The following is a 17,197-nucleotide window of genomic DNA, read 5'->3' as shown; positions in this document are numbered from 1 at the left end:
GTTTCTGCCATCAGGCGGTTTGGCGCGATCATGGCTCAGTACACCAGTTCAGCGTTGTTGCAATCGATGCTGTGGAGCCAGAGGTCGCTGTTGCCCAGCTGGATGCCCAGGCTGTTGAGCAGCGGCGGAACCAGCCCATCGAGCGTAGCCCCCAACGGCGCCAGCACCGGGCCCAGATCCAGGGGCAAGCTGAGAACCCCCAGCAATTTCGTCCGTACCTTCAGCGACAGCGCCTGCGAAAACAATCCGCCGAACGGATCCGCCATACCCACCTGCGCATGCTCGCCGGGGGCGAGGGTAATTTCCTGGCCAGCCGTATTGCCGTAGCGCGGTACGTCGGTGGCGACCACGTCAGCGAGGCCGATCCCGATTACCTCAGCCTTCCCGAGCACCACGTCGCCGCCCGTGCAGCCCTCGGTCAGACACGCCGTGGCCAGGCCGCTCTTCACCTGCATCGTGGCCCGGCGGTCCGCGGGATTGGCCGCGCATTGCAGCCGGGTAAGGTCGGCCGTGGCGTTGGCCACATCAAGAAACAGCGGCACGTTCAGATTGGCGTCGATAACCGGCTTCAGGATGTCGGCCTTGATCTGGAGCGCCAGCGTCAGCCTGACTTGCGCGGAGGTGGCGCTGGTCTGCCAGGTATCGGGCTTGCTGGAAAGCTGCCGTGCCGGACCAGCTGCCGTGACCGGCGGCTCGATCACGCGCAGGTTGGCGCTAATGCCGCCCAGGCCAAACGGTAGCTTCGGTATGTTCAGCGGCAACGCGACCGCGGTGTCGCCGCGCGCGACCTGCGCGCCCGCGAGCAGCAACTGCGCGACATTCAGGCCCACTTCGACCGCCGACGATGCCGCGGGCGCCATCAGGCCGAGGTCGAGCAGCCTTGCCAGCGACACCGTCGCGGCCGCCCCGCTCGCGCCCAGTGTGGTGGGCGGGCTGCCCAGCATGGTGTTGAGCAGCGTGTCGCGCCCGGCCGCGCCGAGCACCAGCGCATAGAAATCGCGCAGGTTCAGCGACGCATTCAGCAGTTGTTCCACGGTGCCGACGTCCGCCTCGAGCCGCAGCTGGTCCAGCGTCACCGTGGCATTGACCAGCCCTTGCCAGTCCGCCAACGACAGGTTCACCGCATTGCCCAGCAGCACGCTCAGCATGCTGTTGGCGGTCGAGACGTCCAGCAAACCGGTGCCCAGCGAAAACGCGGCCACCGGCGGGCTGCCGCTGGCAATCGACTCCGCAAACAACTGCCTGCCGCTGCCGCCCTTGAATACGAACAGGATCGGCACGGTCTGCGTGGCCTGCACGCGCACGGCATTGGGCGAAACCGTGGCCGCGTTGTACACGGCATTGAAATGCCTGGGTCCGGCGGTCGCCGGATCCCACACGCCGACGCAGGCCGTCATCGCATCCGCGCCACCCCCGGCAGCCTGCGCACAGCCCAAGGCAATGCCCGACGGATAGCCGTTCTTCGCGCCGATATTGCTGACCGTTCCCAGCACCGCGGCATTGAGGTTGGCTGGACTATCCGCCCGCTTGAGCTGCTGCGCCGCCGACATCGCCGCCAGGTCCACCGTGTTCTGCAGCTGCCGCTGACGCATGAACACATGGCCGACGTCGATCGACACCAGCGCGGCGATCGCGACGGTGGCGATCAGCACCGCCGCCATCACGCTGACGGCGCCGCGTGCGGAGCGACGGGTGCGGGGCACCGGCGGCTGGCGCAGGCTCATTTTCCGCCCAGCATCTGCCCGGCCGAGCCGGCGCGCGTGGTGCTGGCGTTGGCCTGGCCGGTGTAGAACTCGGGCAGCGCGAAGCGGAAGCTGTTCAGGTAACGCTCGTAGCCCAGCGCGGCCTGTTCGCCGTGCATCGGCAGCATCGGCCCGGCCTGCGTGCCCTCGCGCTGGATCGCCAGGATCGTGCGGGTGTCGGCGCCGATCTCGCGCTGCGCGGGCCGCGCGGTGGGCATGCCGGCGGCTTCGGTCGGCGCGGCGTCGTCCTGCGCGTAGGCCAGCGGGGCCAGTGTCCACAGGCACAGCGCCACGCATGCGGCGCGCTTTCGGATCGGAACAAGAAGATTGGCTGTCATGGTGTGGCGCCGGCTTGCGCGGCGATGGCGATTGGCTTGGCCACGACCGCCACGGCGGCGGGCGCGGAGACTGGCTTGGGCTGGCCCTGGCGCGTCGCACCGCGGTCGCGCGCGGCGGCGGCGCGGGCGATGCGGTCGGCTTCCTTGCGGATCGCGCTGCGCGTGGGTTCGGGCAATGCGGCCTTCTGCATCATGGCGTTGGCCTGGGCGCGCTTGCCATCGGCCATCAGCCACACCACGGCATTGCTGATCACGCGCGGGTTGCGCGCGTCCAGCTCGAGCGCCTGCATCACCGGCACGCGCGCGTCCTGCAGCGCGCCGGCGCGCATCAGCGCGTAGCCCAGGTCGCTGGCGATGCGCGCGTTGACCGGGTCCAGCGCGGCGGCCGCGCGCAATTCCGTGACCGCGCGCGCAAAGTCGTCCTGGCGCCCGGCCAGCAGGCCAAGGCCGTGGTGCGCATGCGCGGCTTCCGCGCCCTTGGCGGTCGCGGCCAGCGCCTGGTAGGCCTCGATCGCGGCCTGGTCCTGTCCGGTTTCGCGCAGCGCATCGGCGCGCATTACCTGGATCTCCGGGCCGGTGCCGAAGCGCTGCACATAGACCTCGATATGCGCGAGCGAGGCGAAGTACAGCCCGTCCTGCTGCATCTTGCGGATCAGGCCCAGGTAGACCGCCTGCTCGCTGTATTCCGCGCGCGCGGTCTTGTCGCGCAGCCTGGCCAGTTCCACCTGGGCCTCGGCCTGATCGTGCATGGCCGTGGCGGCGTTGTTGCCCGCGGCGCAGCCGGACAGCACGGCCATCAGTACACACGCCGCCGCGGCCGGGCGCGCCATGAAACCCCTCATCGCGTTCCTCCCATGTTTGCCAGCATGCGGATCACCCCGAGAAAGCCGGGGCCCGCGGTCAGGATCAGCAGCACCGGCAACAGGCTGACCACCATCACCGCGGTCATCTTGACCGTGAGGCGGCCGATCTCGTCCTTCATGCGCGACTTGCGCGCCTCCTGCATGCGCAGCCCGAACTGGCGCAGCGGCTCCTGCACCGCGCCGCCATGCTTGTCGACCTGCGTCAGCAGCGTGATCAGGCTTTTCAGGTCTTCGCTGTCGAACAGCCGGCCGATGCGCAGCAGGGTCTGCTCTCGCGAGCGGCCCGACGCGAACTGCTGGTTGGCGCGCGCCAGCTCCGGTCCCAGCACGCGCAGCATGCTGCCGAACTCGGCCACGATCACCTGCAGGCTCTGGTCGATCGACAAGCCAACGCCCTGCAGCAGCCGCAGCATGTCGATCAGCACCGGCAGCTCGTCGTCGACCAGGCGCAGGCGCTCAGCGGCGCGGCGGCGCAGATACCACTTGGGCGCCAGGTAGGCCACGGCGAAGGTGCCGAAGCCCCATGCCACCACCATGAAGGCACTGGCGCCGAGATGCCACAGCATCGCCAGCACCGACAAGGCCAGCGGCAGGCCGAGGCGCAGCACGCCGAACACCACGCGCGCCTGCAGGCCATACCAGCCGCATTGCTCGAGCAGCTGCTGGTCTTCCGGCGTCACCACCGCGCGACCGAGGCGCGACTCCAGCCAGTGGACGTCGAAGCGCTCGCCGACGCGCGCACCCAGCTGAGCGCCGAGCGCGGTGGCGACACCGGACGTTGCCGCGGTGGCCGCGGCATTGGCCGCGGGGCGCGCAGCCGCGGTACCCGGGACGCCGGGCATGCCCTGCGCACGCGGCGCGGCAGCCGGCGCGGCCTGGGCAGCCTGGGCGACTTCCGTCGCGCGCTGCTGGCGCGCCAGCGCGGCGTCGATGGTGCGGGCCGACAGCCGGCGCTGGCGCCAGTCGCGCAGCAGCGGCAGCGCCAGTACGCCGACGCCGCATGCGGCGACCAGCAGGCTCAGCGAGATCAGCGTCAGGCGGTCCATGGGGGCGATGTCATCGTTGCCTTCAGATCGACTTGGCCAGCCGGTACAGCATCAGCGCGCCGGCGACTTCCAGCGCCGCGGCCGACAGCAGCATGGTCTTGCCGGTGGGGTCCTTCCACATCATCAGGATGTAGCCCGCGTTGAGCGTGAACAGGCCGCCGGCCACCACCAGCGGCAGCAGGCCAAGCACCCAGGCCGACAACCGGGTTTCGGCCGACAGCGCCATCAGCTCGCGCTGCGCCTGCTCGCGGTCGCGCATGAAGGTGGCGGTGCGCTCCATCACCACGTCGGCGCGGCCGCCGTAGCGCACCGACAGCCGCAGCACCGAAGCCACCAGCACCAGTTCCTCGACCTTGTAGGCGCGCCCCACCTGCAGCACCGCCTGGTCCAGTTCCTTGCCGGCGCGCTGCAGGTGCACCGCCTGAACCAGGCACTGGCGCAGCGGGGCCTCGGTATTGGCGATGGAATTCTGGAACGCCGCCGGCACGCTGCTGCCGATGGTCATCAGCCGCACCACGCCATCCAGGAAGCCGGGCAGCTGCGACAGCAGCTTCTTGTGCAGCCGGCGCACGCGGTGCCAGGCCGCGCACGCCGTCACCGCCAGCGCCACCACCAGCGCCGACACCGCGCCCAGCCATTGCCCCGCCACGGCACCGGCCAGCGTGCACAGCACCAGCGGAGACAGCCACAGCAGCGCGGTGCGGCGCGTCGGCGCCAGGTCGGCGCGGCGCAGGAAGTCGTCCCAGCGCCGGCGCAGGTCGCGCGCCGGCAGCTGCAGCGACGGGTCGGGCGCCTGTGTGTAGCGCATCCGCACCTGCTCGGTCTGCGCCTGCAGGAACGCCTGCTGCTGTTCGCGGCGCGCGCGCGACTGCGCGCCGGCGAGCAGCAGCAGCCCCAGGCCGGTGATGACCAGGGCGAGCGCGGCGAGCAGCAGCGTGGCGCTAGACATCGAAGCGGTCGTCCAGCATGAAGCCCGGGCCGCGCATGCGCGCCAGCTTGGGCGAGTGCGGCAGCAGGCCCAGCGACAGCCAGCGGTCGGTCTCGGTGCCGTCGGGGTTGACGAACGGCTCGTGCCGGTACAGCTCCTGGGTCGAGATGATGTTGTCGCCCAGGCCGGTGACCTCGGTGATCGAGACGATGCGGCGCTTGCCGTTGGACAGCCGCGCAATCTGCACGATGAAGTCGATGGCGTTGGCGATCTGGCGCCGCAGGCTCATCTCGCTGCCCTGGAAGCCGGCGAAACCGGCCAGCATCTCCAGCCGGTACAGGCATTCGCGCGGGCTGCTGGCGTGGATGGTGCCCATCGAGCCGTCGTGGCCGGTGCTCATCGCCTGCAGCATTTCCAGCACTTCGCCGCCGCGCACTTCGCCGACGATGATGCGGTCCGGGCGCATGCGCAGGCTGTTGCGCAGCAGGTCGCGGATCGACACCACGCCGGTGCCCTCGAAGCCGCCGGGCCGGCTTTCCAGCCGCACCACATGCGGATGGTTCAGCGCCAGCTCGGCGGTATCCTCGATGGTGATGACGCGCTCGGTCGGCGGCACGAAGGTGGCCAGCGCATTGAGCAGCGAGGTCTTGCCGGAGCTGGTGCCGCCACTCACCAGGATATTGCAGCGCGCCTGCACCGCGGCCTGCAGCAGGTCGCAGATCTCGGGGCTCATGGTGCCGAGCGCCTGCAGGTCGGCGGGCGTCATCGGGTCCTTGCGGAACTTGCGGATCGACACCACCGGGCCTTCCAGCGCCAGCGGCGGGATCACCACGTTGATGCGGCCGCCGTCGGGCAGGCGCGCGTCGACCATCGGGTTGGATTCGTCCAGGCGCCGGCCGATCGGCGCCAGGATGCGGCGCACGATGCGCAGCAGGTGGCCGCTGTCGGCAAAGCGCACCGGGATGCGCTCGAGCACGCCATGGCGCGACACGTACACGTCCAGGTGGCCGTTGACCAGGATGTCTTCGACGGCGGGATCGTTGAGCAGGTCCTCGATCGGGCCGAATCCGGCCAGCTCCTTGGTCAGCGCCTCGGCGATCTGGCGCAGCTCGGCCTCGTTGATGGGAATGCGCCGCAGCCGCGTAAAGCTCTCCAGCTCCAGGTCGACAAAGCGCTGGATCGCGGTGCGCGACCAGCGGCCGAACTCGGCCCCCAGCTCTTCGATGCGCGTCAGCAGGTGCTCGTGCGCGGCTTCCTTGATGTTGTGGAACTCCTGCGACACCGGGAACGGTGCCGGGGCGTTGTCGGAGAATTCGATCGCTTGGGTCATGTCAGCTTCCAGTGCGAGCCGTGCGCGCGCCGCGCGCTACCAGCGCTGCGCGCAGCGCCCCGGGCAGTTTGTCCTTGATCCGCGCCAGCAGCGTGGTTTCTTTGGCCGCGGCGGTGCGATAGCCCAGCCGTGCCAGCAGCTCGGCCAGCGCGCGCACATAGGGGCAGTGCGGGTCGTCGTCGGCCAGCACCGCGCCACGGTTCATCGCCAGCACCAGCGCCTCGCGGCTGTCCGGCAGCGTCGCCACCGACTCCACGCCCACGCGCCGCGCGATCTGCGCGGCATCGACGCCCAGCCGCGCATCGAAGCGCGACACCAGCAAATGCAGGTCGTCGCGCTCGACTTCTCGCGCGCGCAGTTCATGCACCAGCTCCGCCGCCGACACGATCGCGCCCACGCTCTGGTCCGCCACCAGCACCACGCTGTCGGCAGCCTTGACGATCTGCGCGGTGAACTCGGCATTGCCGAAGCCGCCCAGGTCGACGATCTGCAAGTCGAAGAACGCACGCAGGCGCTCGAGCAGGCCGATCGCATCGGCGTACGAGATGTCGCGCAGCTCGCTCAGCGCGGCCGGCAGCGGCAGTACGCACACGCCGTTGGCGTGGCGCGTCAGCGCGGTCTGCACGAAGACCTGGTCGAAGCGGCGCAGGTTGCGCACCGCCTCGACGAAATGAAAGCCGGGGCTCAGGTTCAGGTAGAGCGCGCCGTCGCGCGCCGGCAGGCCCAGGTCGGTCAGCAGCACTTCGGCGCGGGCATCGGTCTTGGCATGGCGCGGCAGGTGGCGGCGCGCCGCCGCGGCCAGGTTGACCGCCAGGCTGGTCACGCCCACGCCGGCGCGCGCACCCAGCAGCGCGATGATCCTGCCCTGGCGCGCGGCCTCGGCCGGGCGCACGTGCTCGCTCGGCACGGCCAGGCGCTTGACCACGGCCTCGGCTTCGGCCGGCGCGTCGCGCAGGTCGATGAAGTCCTTTACCCCCGCGCGCAGCGCGGCCAGCATCACGCCGGGCTCGCCGGCCTGGCCCACCGCCACCAGCGGCAGGCCGGGGAACAGCCGCTGCAGCTGCTCGGCCAGCCGCGCCGACGGCGCCGCCAGTTCCGCCGAGAAATGCAGGAACACCAGGCCCGGGCGCAGCTCCGAGACGCGCTCGATAAAGCCTTCCTGCGCGCCGCCATCGGCCACCAGCGTGCCGTGCGCGCCGATGACCCGGCCCAGCCAGTCCCTGACTTCGCCCTGCGTTGCGTGCAACAGAAAATAGTCCATCTCTCCGCCTCAAAGCTGTTGGCCATGCCAGCCGGCATGGCCGGCGGCTATTTCGAGAAACCCGGCAAGGTCGGGTCCGCGTACTCACCCATCACATACCAGCCCCACACATTGGGGCTGGCACTGGTCCGTCCGTCGGCGCCGACCGCCTGCGCCGCCGGCGCGTTCTTCGCCATCGGCTTCACCAGGCGCGGCGTGACGACGATCATCAGCTCGCGGTCTTCCTGGTGGAAGTTCAGGTTCTTGAAGAACACGCCGATCACCGGCAGGTCGCCCAGCACCGGCACCTTGTTGACGTTGCTGACGGTGTTGCGGCTGACCAGCCCGCCGATCACGAAGCTCTCGCCGTCGCCCAGCTCGACCGTGGTGTCGGCGCGGCGCGTGACGATGGCCGGCACCACCGCGCCGTTGATCGAGATGCCGCGCGACGGGTCCAGGTCGCTGGCCTCGGGCGCCACCTTCAGCGCAATGCGGTCGGCCGACAGCACCGTGGGCGACACCGTCAGCCCGATGCCGAACGGCTTGAACTGGATCGTGGTGGTGCCCAGCGCCTGCGGCACCGGGATCGGGATCTCGCCGCCGGCGAGGAAGCTGGCGCTCTGCCCCGACAGCGCCACCAGGCTGGGCTCGGCCAGCACGCGCGCCAGGCCGTTGGCTTCCAGCAGGCTGATGTTGGCGAAGATGCCGTGCGTAAGCGACGCCGCCACCAGGTTGAAGGCATTGCTCATCGGCGATGCGATATCGGCGCTGAAGCTGCCGGGCGCGCCGCCGCTGCCCGGCGTGAAGGTGAACTTGTTCAGCGTCGACGGCGAGAACGTGCCGAAGGCAAAGCCCGAGTTGTTGCGGAAGAAGTTGATGCCGACTTCCTTGAGCACGGTCTTGCTGATCTCCACCACCTTGACGTCGACCTGCACGGTGCCGCTCAGCGGCACCGTGGAGCGGTCCACCACCAGGCCGGGCTTGCCGTCGGTCTTGCCCGCAGTGGCCGCACGCGCCGCCGCCTGCGCGCGCGCGGCGCCATAGGCATCGGGCGACTGGCCGGTGATGGTGGCGCCGGCTGCCGAGTAGCCCAACTGCGCGCCGTTGGCATCGGGCGCGATGGCATCGACCTGCACGCTGTAGTTCTGCGGCTCGGCGCTGCCGCGCGTCCACACCATCACGTCGGTCACGCCGGGCTGCTTGGCCACCAGCAGCACGCTGGGCGCGCCGCGGGTACGCAGGATCAGCGCATCGGCGACCACGGGGTTGCCCACGGCGACGCGCTCGACCGGCTGCGCGCTGCGCAGTTCCTTCTGCGCGCCGGCCATCAGGCGCAATTGCCGCGCGGTGGCGGCGTCCTGCGCCTGCGCGCGCGGCGCCAGCGCGCACCATGCGGTGGTGGCGAGCATGGCGGCAAGGGTTAGCTGCATCAGCCGGCGGCGCAGCGTTGCGGCGTGGGCGGGAGTGTTCTGGATTGGCATGCGATGGGCGCCCACGTTCTTATTCGATATCGCGCTTGCCGGCGCGGATCACTTCCACGCCGGCGCGTTCCCTGGCTTGTGCCGGCGCCGGCGGCGCGGCAACCTGCAGCGGCCGCGGCGCCGGCGCTGCCGCCGGTGCGCGCGCGGCCGGCGCGCCGTTGCTGGCGGCCAGCCCGGACAACAGCACGCCCGCGGTAGCCTTGTCGGGGGCGGCGCGCGCTGCGTCGGCGGGCACCCCGGCGCGTGCGGCGAGCGCCGGCGGCGGCTCGGCAAACATGCCGTCGCTCGGCATGGCTTCGTCCTGCGGATTGCGCAGCGCCAGCATCAGGCGCCCGGACTGCTGCGCCATCGCCAGCCGGCTGACCTGTTCCAGCGGCACCGACAGCACCGCGGTCTTGGCGCCTTCCTGGCGTGCCATCATCTGTTCCGGCTTGGCCGCCTGCGGCCGGTTGACCGAGGCCACGCCGTAGGCCAGCACGCGCAGGCGCGACAGCAGCATGCGCGCCTGGCTGTCGGGGATTTCCTGCTGGTCGCGCCGCAGCACCAGGAATACATCGACATAGTCGCCCGGCTGCACCTGGTTGCCGACGCCGATGACTTCATCGACCGACACCGCCACCGCGCGCTCGCCTTCCGGCACCTGCGCGGCCAGGCCGGACAGCAGCTGGCTTTCCAGCACCGGCACGTTGGCGCCCAGCGCCACCAGCGGCACCTGCCCGGTGACGCGTGCCACGTCGCGGTAGGCGCCGGCGGGATCGATCGGCAGCAGCTCCACCTTGAGCGCCTCGGCATCGAGCGGCTTGCCGGCTTCCGCCGGCCGCGTGGTGACCACCACCGGGTGCAGCGGCCTGGCGCCGGCCGATGCCGCGGGCTGGGCCGGCTGGCGTCCCACCTGCCACGCCAGCAGCGCGAGAAGCAAGGCCAGGCCGAGCAGCACAATGGCCAGTAATCGGATCTGCTTGCTGGTCATGCGGAAATCCTTGGTTCGGCCGTGGGGCGATTCGTCATGCGCATCAGATATCGGGAGAGAGCTGGACCATGGCCGAGCCCGACAGCGCGGCCGGCAGCGGCACCATCGGCACCGCGGGCATGATGCTGGTGGTGGTCAGGGTCAGCGTGACCTGCACGCACACGTCGGCCGAGCCGGCCGCGCATGGCACGGCCGTGGCGACGCCGGCGGCGGGAATCAGGTCGCGGATGGATGCGGGCAAGGTGCCGCGCGCCATTGCGGCGGCGGCATCGACACGTGCCTGCTGCGTGGCGGCCAGGCTGGTGCCGGCGACCCCTGCGGGATAGCGCAGCGCGGCGCGTGCGCCTTCCTCGGCGGCCAGCGTCAGCACCTGCTGCAGCGCCAGCATCACGCCGTAATAGACGATGCCGATCACGATGGTGATCAGCACCGGCGCCACGATCGCAAATTCGATCGCGGCGCTGCCGGCACCGTGGCGGCGCCGGCTGATTTTCCTGTTGACCCTTGCGTGCAGCAACATCTGAAATCCCGGTCTTTTGGTGTTCTGCCGCGCCGACCGGCGGCGCGGCCTGCTGGCCTCGAGCCGATCCGGCTATCGGCCCGCAGCCATCCAGAACAGCACCCCCACGGCCAGGTACGCCGCATACGGGATGCCGCGCGCCGGCGAAAACTGCGCCGTTGGAAGGGACTGGTCCTGGGAATGCAAAGCGTGATCCGCGGCCGGCGTGCGGCGCGCCAGTGCCAGCAGCGCGTGCACCAGCCCGAGCAGGCTGCCGACGACCCATGCCACCACCAGCCCTTGCGGACCGGTGAACAACCCCGCCACCGTCAGGAACTTGACATCACCCGCGGCCATGCGCCCGAGGGCGTAGACCGGCAAGGTGACGGCAAGACCCAGCCCCGCACCGATCAGGCGCGCGGCCAGCGGCGGCTCCGTGGCCTGTCCGGCGACCAGTGCCAGCCCGAGGGCCAGCACGGCGATCGCCAGCAGGAGGTTAGGAACCCGCCGGTAAGCGAAATCTGTGTAGAGGGTCGCCGCGCAGAGGAGCGCGGTAATCACGCCAGCGCTATTGGATCAAGGCTTGGAAGTCCCACTAGCAGGGAGCCACAACACTACGCGGCTGGCAAGATTGGTGAAGCCAGTAGAGATACTGGTGCCAAGGCTACTGGCTGCCACAGCAACACCAAGCGCGATAAGGCCCGCAATCAACCCATATTCAATAGCCGTCGCCCCGCGCTCATCTTTAATAAAGCGTGCAATGAGTCGTTTCATGATTTGACACTCCCGAGTGATCTGATGCCGCGATCACGCTTCCCCCGTTCGATTATCACGGTGCTCTGTGGCCCGCTCTTTTATCGACTGTTCACGCTTGCTGCGCTTTTTTTATAAGACACGCAATGTCTCAACCATACCCCTCCCTCGGGTGATAGTAATGACCCGAAGGGGTTAATGCACCCGTTTTAAACGACCCGGCACGCACCGGGTCCCAGCTTGTTAAAGAGCAGGCGGGCCGGCGCAAACCGGCCCGCAGCCTGGCCATGCCGGCATTTCAGCCGCGCGGCCAGGTGGAATAAAAAGATGCGCTGCGACGGGGTGATGAGCGACAGCGCACCGTGAAAACACCTATGCGGGTTGAGACATTTCAGTGGTGCAGCAGTCCGCCCAGGATCGGCAGTTGCGGCTTGCCGTCGCCACCGCCCGAGCCGCCGCCAGCATGGCCGCCGACACCGCTCTTGATGCCGCCGACCAGGCCGGTGACCGGCGCCAGCAGCGCACCGACCGGGCCCAGCGCACCGCCGCCCCCGGCACCGCCATCGCCGCTGCCGGGCTTGACCAGCGGCAGGCTGCCGAGCAGGCCGCCAAGCGCATTGCCGCCGTGGCCGCCATCGCCGCCCTGGCCGTTGCCGGCACCCACCAGCGGCAGGTTGTTCAGCAAGCCGCCCAGCGCGTTGCCGCCGGTCTGGCCGTTGCCGTTGACCAGCACGCCGACCGCGGCAACGGTCTTGCCGGCCTCGGTCACCACGCCGCCAAGCGGTGAGACCACCGGCGCCTGCGTATTGCTGAGCATGCTGCCGCCCGTGGCCACCGTATTGCCGACCTTGTAGAGCAGACCGTCGACGGGAGCGCCAAGGCGCGTGGCGGCGCCCAGCGTCTGGGTGCCGTCGGTAACCTTGCTGGTCAGCGGCACGATCACCTTGCTGAGCGAGTTGGTGACCTGTGCGACAGCGCCATCGGACAGCACCGTCTGCAGCTTGTCGCCGCCGCCCTGCACCACCGTGCCGACCTTCTTGACCAGGCCGCCCACCGGCGTGGTCAGCGGTGCCAGCGGCGCCAGCTTCTCGGTGCCCAGGCCCTTCACCAGCTCGCCGCCGCTGACCACGGCGTCGCCGACTTCACGCACGACATTGCCGGTGCTGGACACGGTCAAGCCGACCGGGTTGTCGACCGAGCCCATTTGCCCGAGCCCGTCGCGCACGCCGGCGCCGAGCGCGCCGACCGCTTCGCCGGCATTGACCACCACGCCGCCCGCGCCCTTGCGAGCGTCGGTGGGCAGCAGCGGCAGCGGTGCGTCCTGGATCGACTTGCCGATCTCGCTGACGGCGTTGCCGGTTGCCACCACGGTATTGCCCGCGCCTTCGGTGACCTTGGCGGTCGGCGTGGTCTGCGCGGCGGCCGGCGGCGGCGGCGTGACCGGCGTATCGGTGCCGCCGCCGCTGGGCTGCGGATTGGCGCCGCTGCCGCCGCCGCTCGACGAGCAGCCCGACATCAGCAAGGCAAGGGCGGCCATGCCGGCCGCAGCCAGCGAGGTCATGGAAAGCGGTGCGGGATGCTTGGTCTTCATTGTCCTTCTCCTGTCTGGTTGGCCACGGCGCTGCCGGGCCGTCTTTTCTTGTGAACCGCATGGAATGCCGACGAGCCCCCCCGGTGTCCCGCTTTGTGCCACCTGCCTGCCATCCCCATCAGTCATGGCAGCACAGTGGCACGCGAAATCATCAGCGCGTCGGCAGAGCAAATGGCAAGGCGCATGCCAGCGCGGCAAGGTGGACCGGCGCACAGACCGGCGGGCCGCTCGCAGGCCTTGCGCAGCGCGGCTTGCGGGGCGAATCAAGGTGGCGGCGAAGCACCCACGCGCAGCATCGCGGCAGGGTCCGGACGTGTTACGTGCTACGTAACGTGTTCCGGACAAGCGGGAACACGCAACGGCAGCGCGGAGGGCAGGCGACGGCCAGTTGCGCCGGATGCGCGCGGCCTTGCCCGCGCTGTTTTGTTCCCCGCGCACGACACACGTTACGTAACGCGTAACGCGCCACGCCCTTTACTCCCACGCGCCGCCAGGTCTCGCGGCGCTTGCCGCGAACACCGCGCAGGCCGCGTGCCGCAAGGCCTGGCGGGCACCACACCCGACTTCGGCGGGGTCTGTGCGGTAGCACGCCAAAAGGCTGGCATACCGATTGCGCCATCACCGTCACCGCCGCACGCAGCAGACCAAACGCGTTGCGCGGCCGAGCGATTGAAACGACGGGAATGAAGGAACAGACCATGCGCAAACAACAACTCGCCGTAACGGCACTCCTTGCAACCCTGCTGGCCCTGGGCGGCTGCGCCAGCGGCAGCGGATCGACGTCGATGGGCACCAGCGATACCGCTGGCACGAATGGCGGCACGAATGGCGGCAACAACGGAGGCACCGGCGGCACAGGTGGCGGCACCGGCGGGACCGGCGGCGGCACCGACCTCGCCGGCGGCGGTACCGGGGGCACGGGTGGCACCGGTGGCGGCAGCGGCGGCACGGGTGGTGGCACCGGCGGCAACAACGGCGGCAACACCGGTGGCAATACTGGCGGTGGCGAGACGCCCACCGCGCGGACCCCGACCGCGACCGTGATCAACAACGCCGGCACGGTGCTGGGCAATACGGGCAGCACCGTCAGCGACCTCGGCAACCAGATTGGCAACGCCAACCTGCCGCTGGTGCCGGGCCAGACCCAAAGCGGGCTGGGCGGCGTGGTGGCCTCGACCGGCGATGCCGTCGGCGCGCTGGCCACGGGCCTGCAATCCGGTCTGGGCAGCATGCCCAATTCGACCAACCCGGTCGGCACCACCGTCGCCAGCACCGGCAACGTGGTGACCGAACTGGGCAAGGCGGTGACCAGCGCCGGCACAGCGGTGAGCGGCCTGGGCACCGGCCAGCTGGCACCGCTGGCGCCGCTGACTTCGCCGCTGGGCGCGGTGGTCGGCACGCTGGGCAATACCGTCAGCAACACCGGCGGGACGTTGACCTCGGTGTTGTCGAGCGGCGCGGTCGAGCAGGTGACCATCACCACCAGCAAGCTGATCGTGCCGATCACTTCGCAACTGACCAGCACCACACAGTCACTGGGCGCGGCCACTGGCCTGGGCGCCCCGACCAGCAGCCTGCTGGCGACCGTAGGCGGTGCGCTGGCCACCGCCGGCACCAAGCTGCAACAGACCAACACGCCGGTGGTCGCGGGCGTCGGCAGCGTGGTCAACGCCACCGGCACCACGGTGGCCTCGCTGGGCGGCGCAGTGAACGGCCCCGCCAGCGGTGGCGGCCTGGGCGCGCTGGGTTCGGTATTGGCACCTGTTACCACGCTGGCCGGGGGGCTGACGGGCGGGGCAGGCGCCGGCGGCACGGGTTCGCCGCTGGCGCCGGTCACCGGCCTGGTCGGCAGCGTCACCGGAGGGCTGACCGGCGCCACCGCCAACACGCCGCTGGCTCCGGTCACGTCGCTGGTCAGTGGCGCGGTGGGCGGCCTTGGCAGCGCCACTGGCGGTGCCGGTGGTTCGCCGCTGGCGCCCGTCACCAGCCTGGTCAGCACCGTCACCGGCGGCCTGGCTTCCGCCACGGCCAGCACGCCGCTGGCTCCGGTCACCGGCGCGGTGAGCGGCGTGGTGAATGGCGTGGTCGGTGGTGTGGTCGGCAGCGTTGGCGGCGCAACCAGCGGCAGTGGCACCACCAGCCCGCTGGCACCGGTCACCAATGTCGTCTCCGCCGTGACCGGCGGCGCCACCACCACCGCGGGCAGCACCACGACCAAGGGCTCCACCACCGGCCCCGTCGGTGGCCTGGTCGGCGGCCTGCTCGGCGGCCTGACTGGCGCGCTCGGCCAGAAGTAATCCTGCCTTGGCCGCTGCCCCGCCGATCGTTTGATCGCGGGCAGCGGTGCTCACCTGATTCAACGTAGCGGCCACGCGCTGGACCGGCAGTATCGGCCAGCAGGCGTCCGGGGGTAGCGGCAATCCCCACGCCAGTGGCACGCGACGTCAATAGCCGCAGTGTTTCTTACAGGGGTTTTGCCATGCGTGCACGTCATCGCGTTGCCGCGCTGCTGGTCGGCGTCGGCGCGTTCCATCACGGCCTGGTCCAGGCCGATCCGCGCAGCCCGGTCCAGGGCGATCCAACCCAGACGCTTCCCAAGATTGCGCCGGCCCGGCCCGACAGCCGCGTGACCGTGCAGGTCGAGCGGCCGCAGCCCGCCATGCAGGACCTGCTCAACGCGCGCCTGACGCCGCGGCGCTTTCGCATCGAGGGCGCGAAGACGCTGCCGTTCGAAGAAGTCGCCGCGCAGTTCCAGCCGCTGGCCAACCGCGAGATCACGGTGGCGCAGCTGCTGGAAGCCGCCAATGCGGTGACGCAGATGTACAAGGAGCGCGGCTACCCGCTGTCGTTCGCGTTCGTGCCGGCGCAGGACTTTGCCAACGGCGACGTGCTGGTCACGGTGGTGGAAGGCTACGTCGCCAAGGTCACCGTGACCGGCAAGGCGGGCCCGGCCGAGCGCCGCCTGCGCGCCATCGCCGAGAAGCTGCAGCAGGACCGCCCGCTGCGCCAGGACCGCTTCGAGCACTATGTCAACGCGCTGGCGCTGCAGCCCGGGCTGCAGGTGGCGGCGACGGTGCAGCCGCCGACCACCACCGACGGCGCCTGCGAGATGGTGCTCGAGGTCAAGCGCAAACCCTTCACCTTCGGCACCGGCATCGAATACATGTCGCCGGGCCTGCGCGCCATCGCCACGGCCACCACCAACAGCCTGACGCCGCTGGGCGAGCAGGTCTCGGTGTCGGCACTGTTTCCCAAGGGCCGCGACAACGAGGAATACTACGCCGCCAGCTATGCACAGCCGCTCGGCACCGAGGGCATGGTGGCGCGGCTCAATGCCTCGCACTACCGTGGCGTGCCGCAGAACGCGACGCTGGCGCCGATCGGCTTCAACCCGCGCTATGTCAACGACACCAAGCGCATCGGCGGCACCCTGAGCTATCCGCTGCTGCTGTCGAACGCGCATACGCTGACACTGACCGGCGGCGTCTACGGCGCCGACCAGTTCGAGCGCTATACCCATACCGCTACCGGTACGCGCGTGACGCTCGGCACCAACGTGCGCGTGGCCACCGCGGAGCTGACCTACCTGCAGCGCGGCGAAGGCGTCAGCCGCAACGCCACGCTGGGCCTGTACAAGGGCTTCGATGCGCTGGGCGCGAGCCGCCAGAACAACAACAATGACCTGAGCTTCTTCCGTACGCGGCTGCTGCTGTCGCAGTCCAAGGACCTGCCGGCGGGCTTTGGCCTGACCCTGGCCGCCGCCGGCCAGTACAGCGGCGACCGGCTGGCGTCGGGCGAGCAGATCAGCTTTGGCGGACGCTTCTTCGGCCTGGGCTACCCCGCCGGCGAAGTCGCGGGCGACAAGGGCTGGGGCGCATCGGCGGAAATCAGCCGGCTGTTCCTGCCGGACCTGACCTACCTGCGCACGATCCAGCCCTATGTGTCGGCCGACGTGGCGCGCGTGTATTCGAACAGCGTGTCGCTGTCGCACCGCAGCCTGTCGTCGGTGGCGCTGGGCGCGCGCTTCTCGGACCGGCGCTATTACACGCTGGACCTGTCGCTGGCGCAGCCGGTCGGCGACAAGCCGACCAATGCCAGCCGCCGCTCGCCGCGCATCAACATGATCTATTCGTACCAGTTCGACTGAGGCCTGGCATTTCTAAGGTTCCCTGCACGGCCGGCGGCAAGTTCTGCGCCGGCCGATTTTTTTGCTGGACCGCGCCGCGCGCTGGCTGCCGCAATTCCGCAACATTTTTGCTCATGTACGCAAATGTCAATCTTGACCAGTCAATAGTAACCAAATGATAATTCTTCTCATTATTGTTTAGATTTGCTATAAAAGAGGGCATAAAGTGCAGTATTCGGCAGTCATAACAAGAAAGAGCCACGGGAAGCTGGGTACCATTCCTCGATTGA

Annotated in this window: 15 protein-coding genes; 2 read left to right on the top strand and 13 right to left on the bottom strand. The window is 69.8% G+C overall.

The genetic code is table 11. The annotated features are described in order from the left end of the window. Window positions 1–35: 35 nt before the first annotated feature. The 13 genes from A2G96_RS21580 to A2G96_RS21525 form a co-directional block, all read right to left on the bottom strand. On the bottom strand, window positions 36–1,724 hold the full coding sequence (locus A2G96_RS21580) for a TadG family pilus assembly protein (protein ID WP_062802291.1): 1,689 nt from the start codon (window positions 1,722–1,724) through the stop codon (window positions 36–38). Beyond that, entirely contained in the window at window positions 1,721–2,080 is a 360-nt protein-coding gene (locus A2G96_RS21575; protein ID WP_062802290.1) for a DUF3613 domain-containing protein, read from the bottom strand. The genes A2G96_RS21580 and A2G96_RS21575 overlap by 4 nt, the downstream gene beginning before the upstream one ends. Then, a complete protein-coding gene (locus tag A2G96_RS21570; protein ID WP_062802289.1) occupies window positions 2,077–2,910 on the bottom strand; it encodes a tetratricopeptide repeat protein in 834 nt (277 codons plus the stop codon). Before A2G96_RS21570 ends, A2G96_RS21575 begins: the two co-directional genes overlap by 4 nt. 8 nt (window positions 2,911–2,918) lie before the next feature. Next, a complete protein-coding gene (locus A2G96_RS21565) occupies window positions 2,919–3,989 on the bottom strand; it encodes a type II secretion system F family protein (RefSeq protein WP_062802288.1) in 1,071 nt (356 codons plus the stop codon). Between the two features lie 22 nt (window positions 3,990–4,011). Beyond that, complete coding sequence (locus A2G96_RS21560) at window positions 4,012–4,938, bottom strand: type II secretion system F family protein (protein ID WP_025582895.1); 927 nt, start codon at window positions 4,936–4,938, stop codon at window positions 4,012–4,014. Continuing rightward, window positions 4,931–6,247 carry a TadA family conjugal transfer-associated ATPase gene (locus A2G96_RS21555; RefSeq protein ID WP_012355050.1) on the bottom strand — a complete coding sequence of 439 codons (1,317 nt, stop codon included), beginning with the start codon at window positions 6,245–6,247 and terminating at the stop codon, window positions 4,931–4,933. Before A2G96_RS21555 ends, A2G96_RS21560 begins: the two co-directional genes overlap by 8 nt. Window position 6,248: 1 nt before the next feature. Next, window positions 6,249–7,508, bottom strand: coding sequence for a CpaE/TadZ family protein (locus A2G96_RS21550; RefSeq protein ID WP_062802287.1), 1,260 nt, complete (start codon window positions 7,506–7,508; stop codon window positions 6,249–6,251). Window positions 7,509–7,555: 47 nt separating this feature from the next. Beyond that, window positions 7,556–8,968, bottom strand: a complete 1,413-nt coding sequence (locus A2G96_RS21545; protein WP_082819065.1) for a type II and III secretion system protein family protein — start codon at window positions 8,966–8,968, stop codon at window positions 7,556–7,558. Window positions 8,969–8,987: 19 nt separating this feature from the next. Beyond that, on the bottom strand, window positions 8,988–9,938 hold the full coding sequence (gene cpaB / locus A2G96_RS21540; RefSeq protein ID WP_062802286.1) for a Flp pilus assembly protein CpaB: 951 nt from the start codon (window positions 9,936–9,938) through the stop codon (window positions 8,988–8,990). A 43-nt stretch (window positions 9,939–9,981) separates the two neighbouring features. Beyond that, window positions 9,982–10,458, bottom strand: coding sequence for a TadE/TadG family type IV pilus assembly protein (locus A2G96_RS21535; protein ID WP_062802285.1), 477 nt, complete (start codon window positions 10,456–10,458; stop codon window positions 9,982–9,984). Between the two features lie 72 nt (window positions 10,459–10,530). Next, entirely contained in the window at window positions 10,531–10,998 is a 468-nt protein-coding gene (locus A2G96_RS21530; RefSeq protein WP_062802284.1) for an A24 family peptidase, read from the bottom strand. A gap of 15 nt (window positions 10,999–11,013) precedes the next feature. Further along, window positions 11,014–11,211, bottom strand: coding sequence for a Flp family type IVb pilin (locus A2G96_RS32715; protein ID WP_082819064.1), 198 nt, complete (start codon window positions 11,209–11,211; stop codon window positions 11,014–11,016). 370 nt (window positions 11,212–11,581) lie between these two features. Continuing rightward, complete coding sequence (locus tag A2G96_RS21525; RefSeq protein WP_062802283.1) at window positions 11,582–12,781, bottom strand: collagen-like triple helix repeat-containing protein; 1,200 nt, start codon at window positions 12,779–12,781, stop codon at window positions 11,582–11,584. A gap of 698 nt (window positions 12,782–13,479) precedes the next feature. Between A2G96_RS21525 and A2G96_RS21520 the strand changes: the two genes are divergently transcribed. Both A2G96_RS21520 and A2G96_RS21515 read left to right on the top strand, forming a co-directional pair. Then, window positions 13,480–15,078: a collagen-like triple helix repeat-containing protein gene (locus tag A2G96_RS21520; RefSeq protein WP_062804081.1), complete on the top strand. Its 1,599-nt coding sequence runs from the start codon at window positions 13,480–13,482 to the stop codon at window positions 15,076–15,078. Window positions 15,079–15,260: 182 nt separating this feature from the next. Continuing rightward, window positions 15,261–16,928 (top strand): ShlB/FhaC/HecB family hemolysin secretion/activation protein, encoded by a 1,668-nt coding sequence (locus A2G96_RS21515; RefSeq protein WP_062802282.1) that lies wholly within the window; start codon window positions 15,261–15,263, stop codon window positions 16,926–16,928. The last annotated feature ends 269 nt before the right edge of the window (window positions 16,929–17,197 follow it).

Origin of the sequence: Cupriavidus nantongensis, assembly GCF_001598055.1 — a bacterium.
GTDB lineage: Bacteria > Pseudomonadota > Gammaproteobacteria > Burkholderiales > Burkholderiaceae > Cupriavidus > Cupriavidus nantongensis.
Note: the sequence above shows the minus strand (reverse complement) of the source record. Positions and strands in the feature narration are given on the sequence as shown.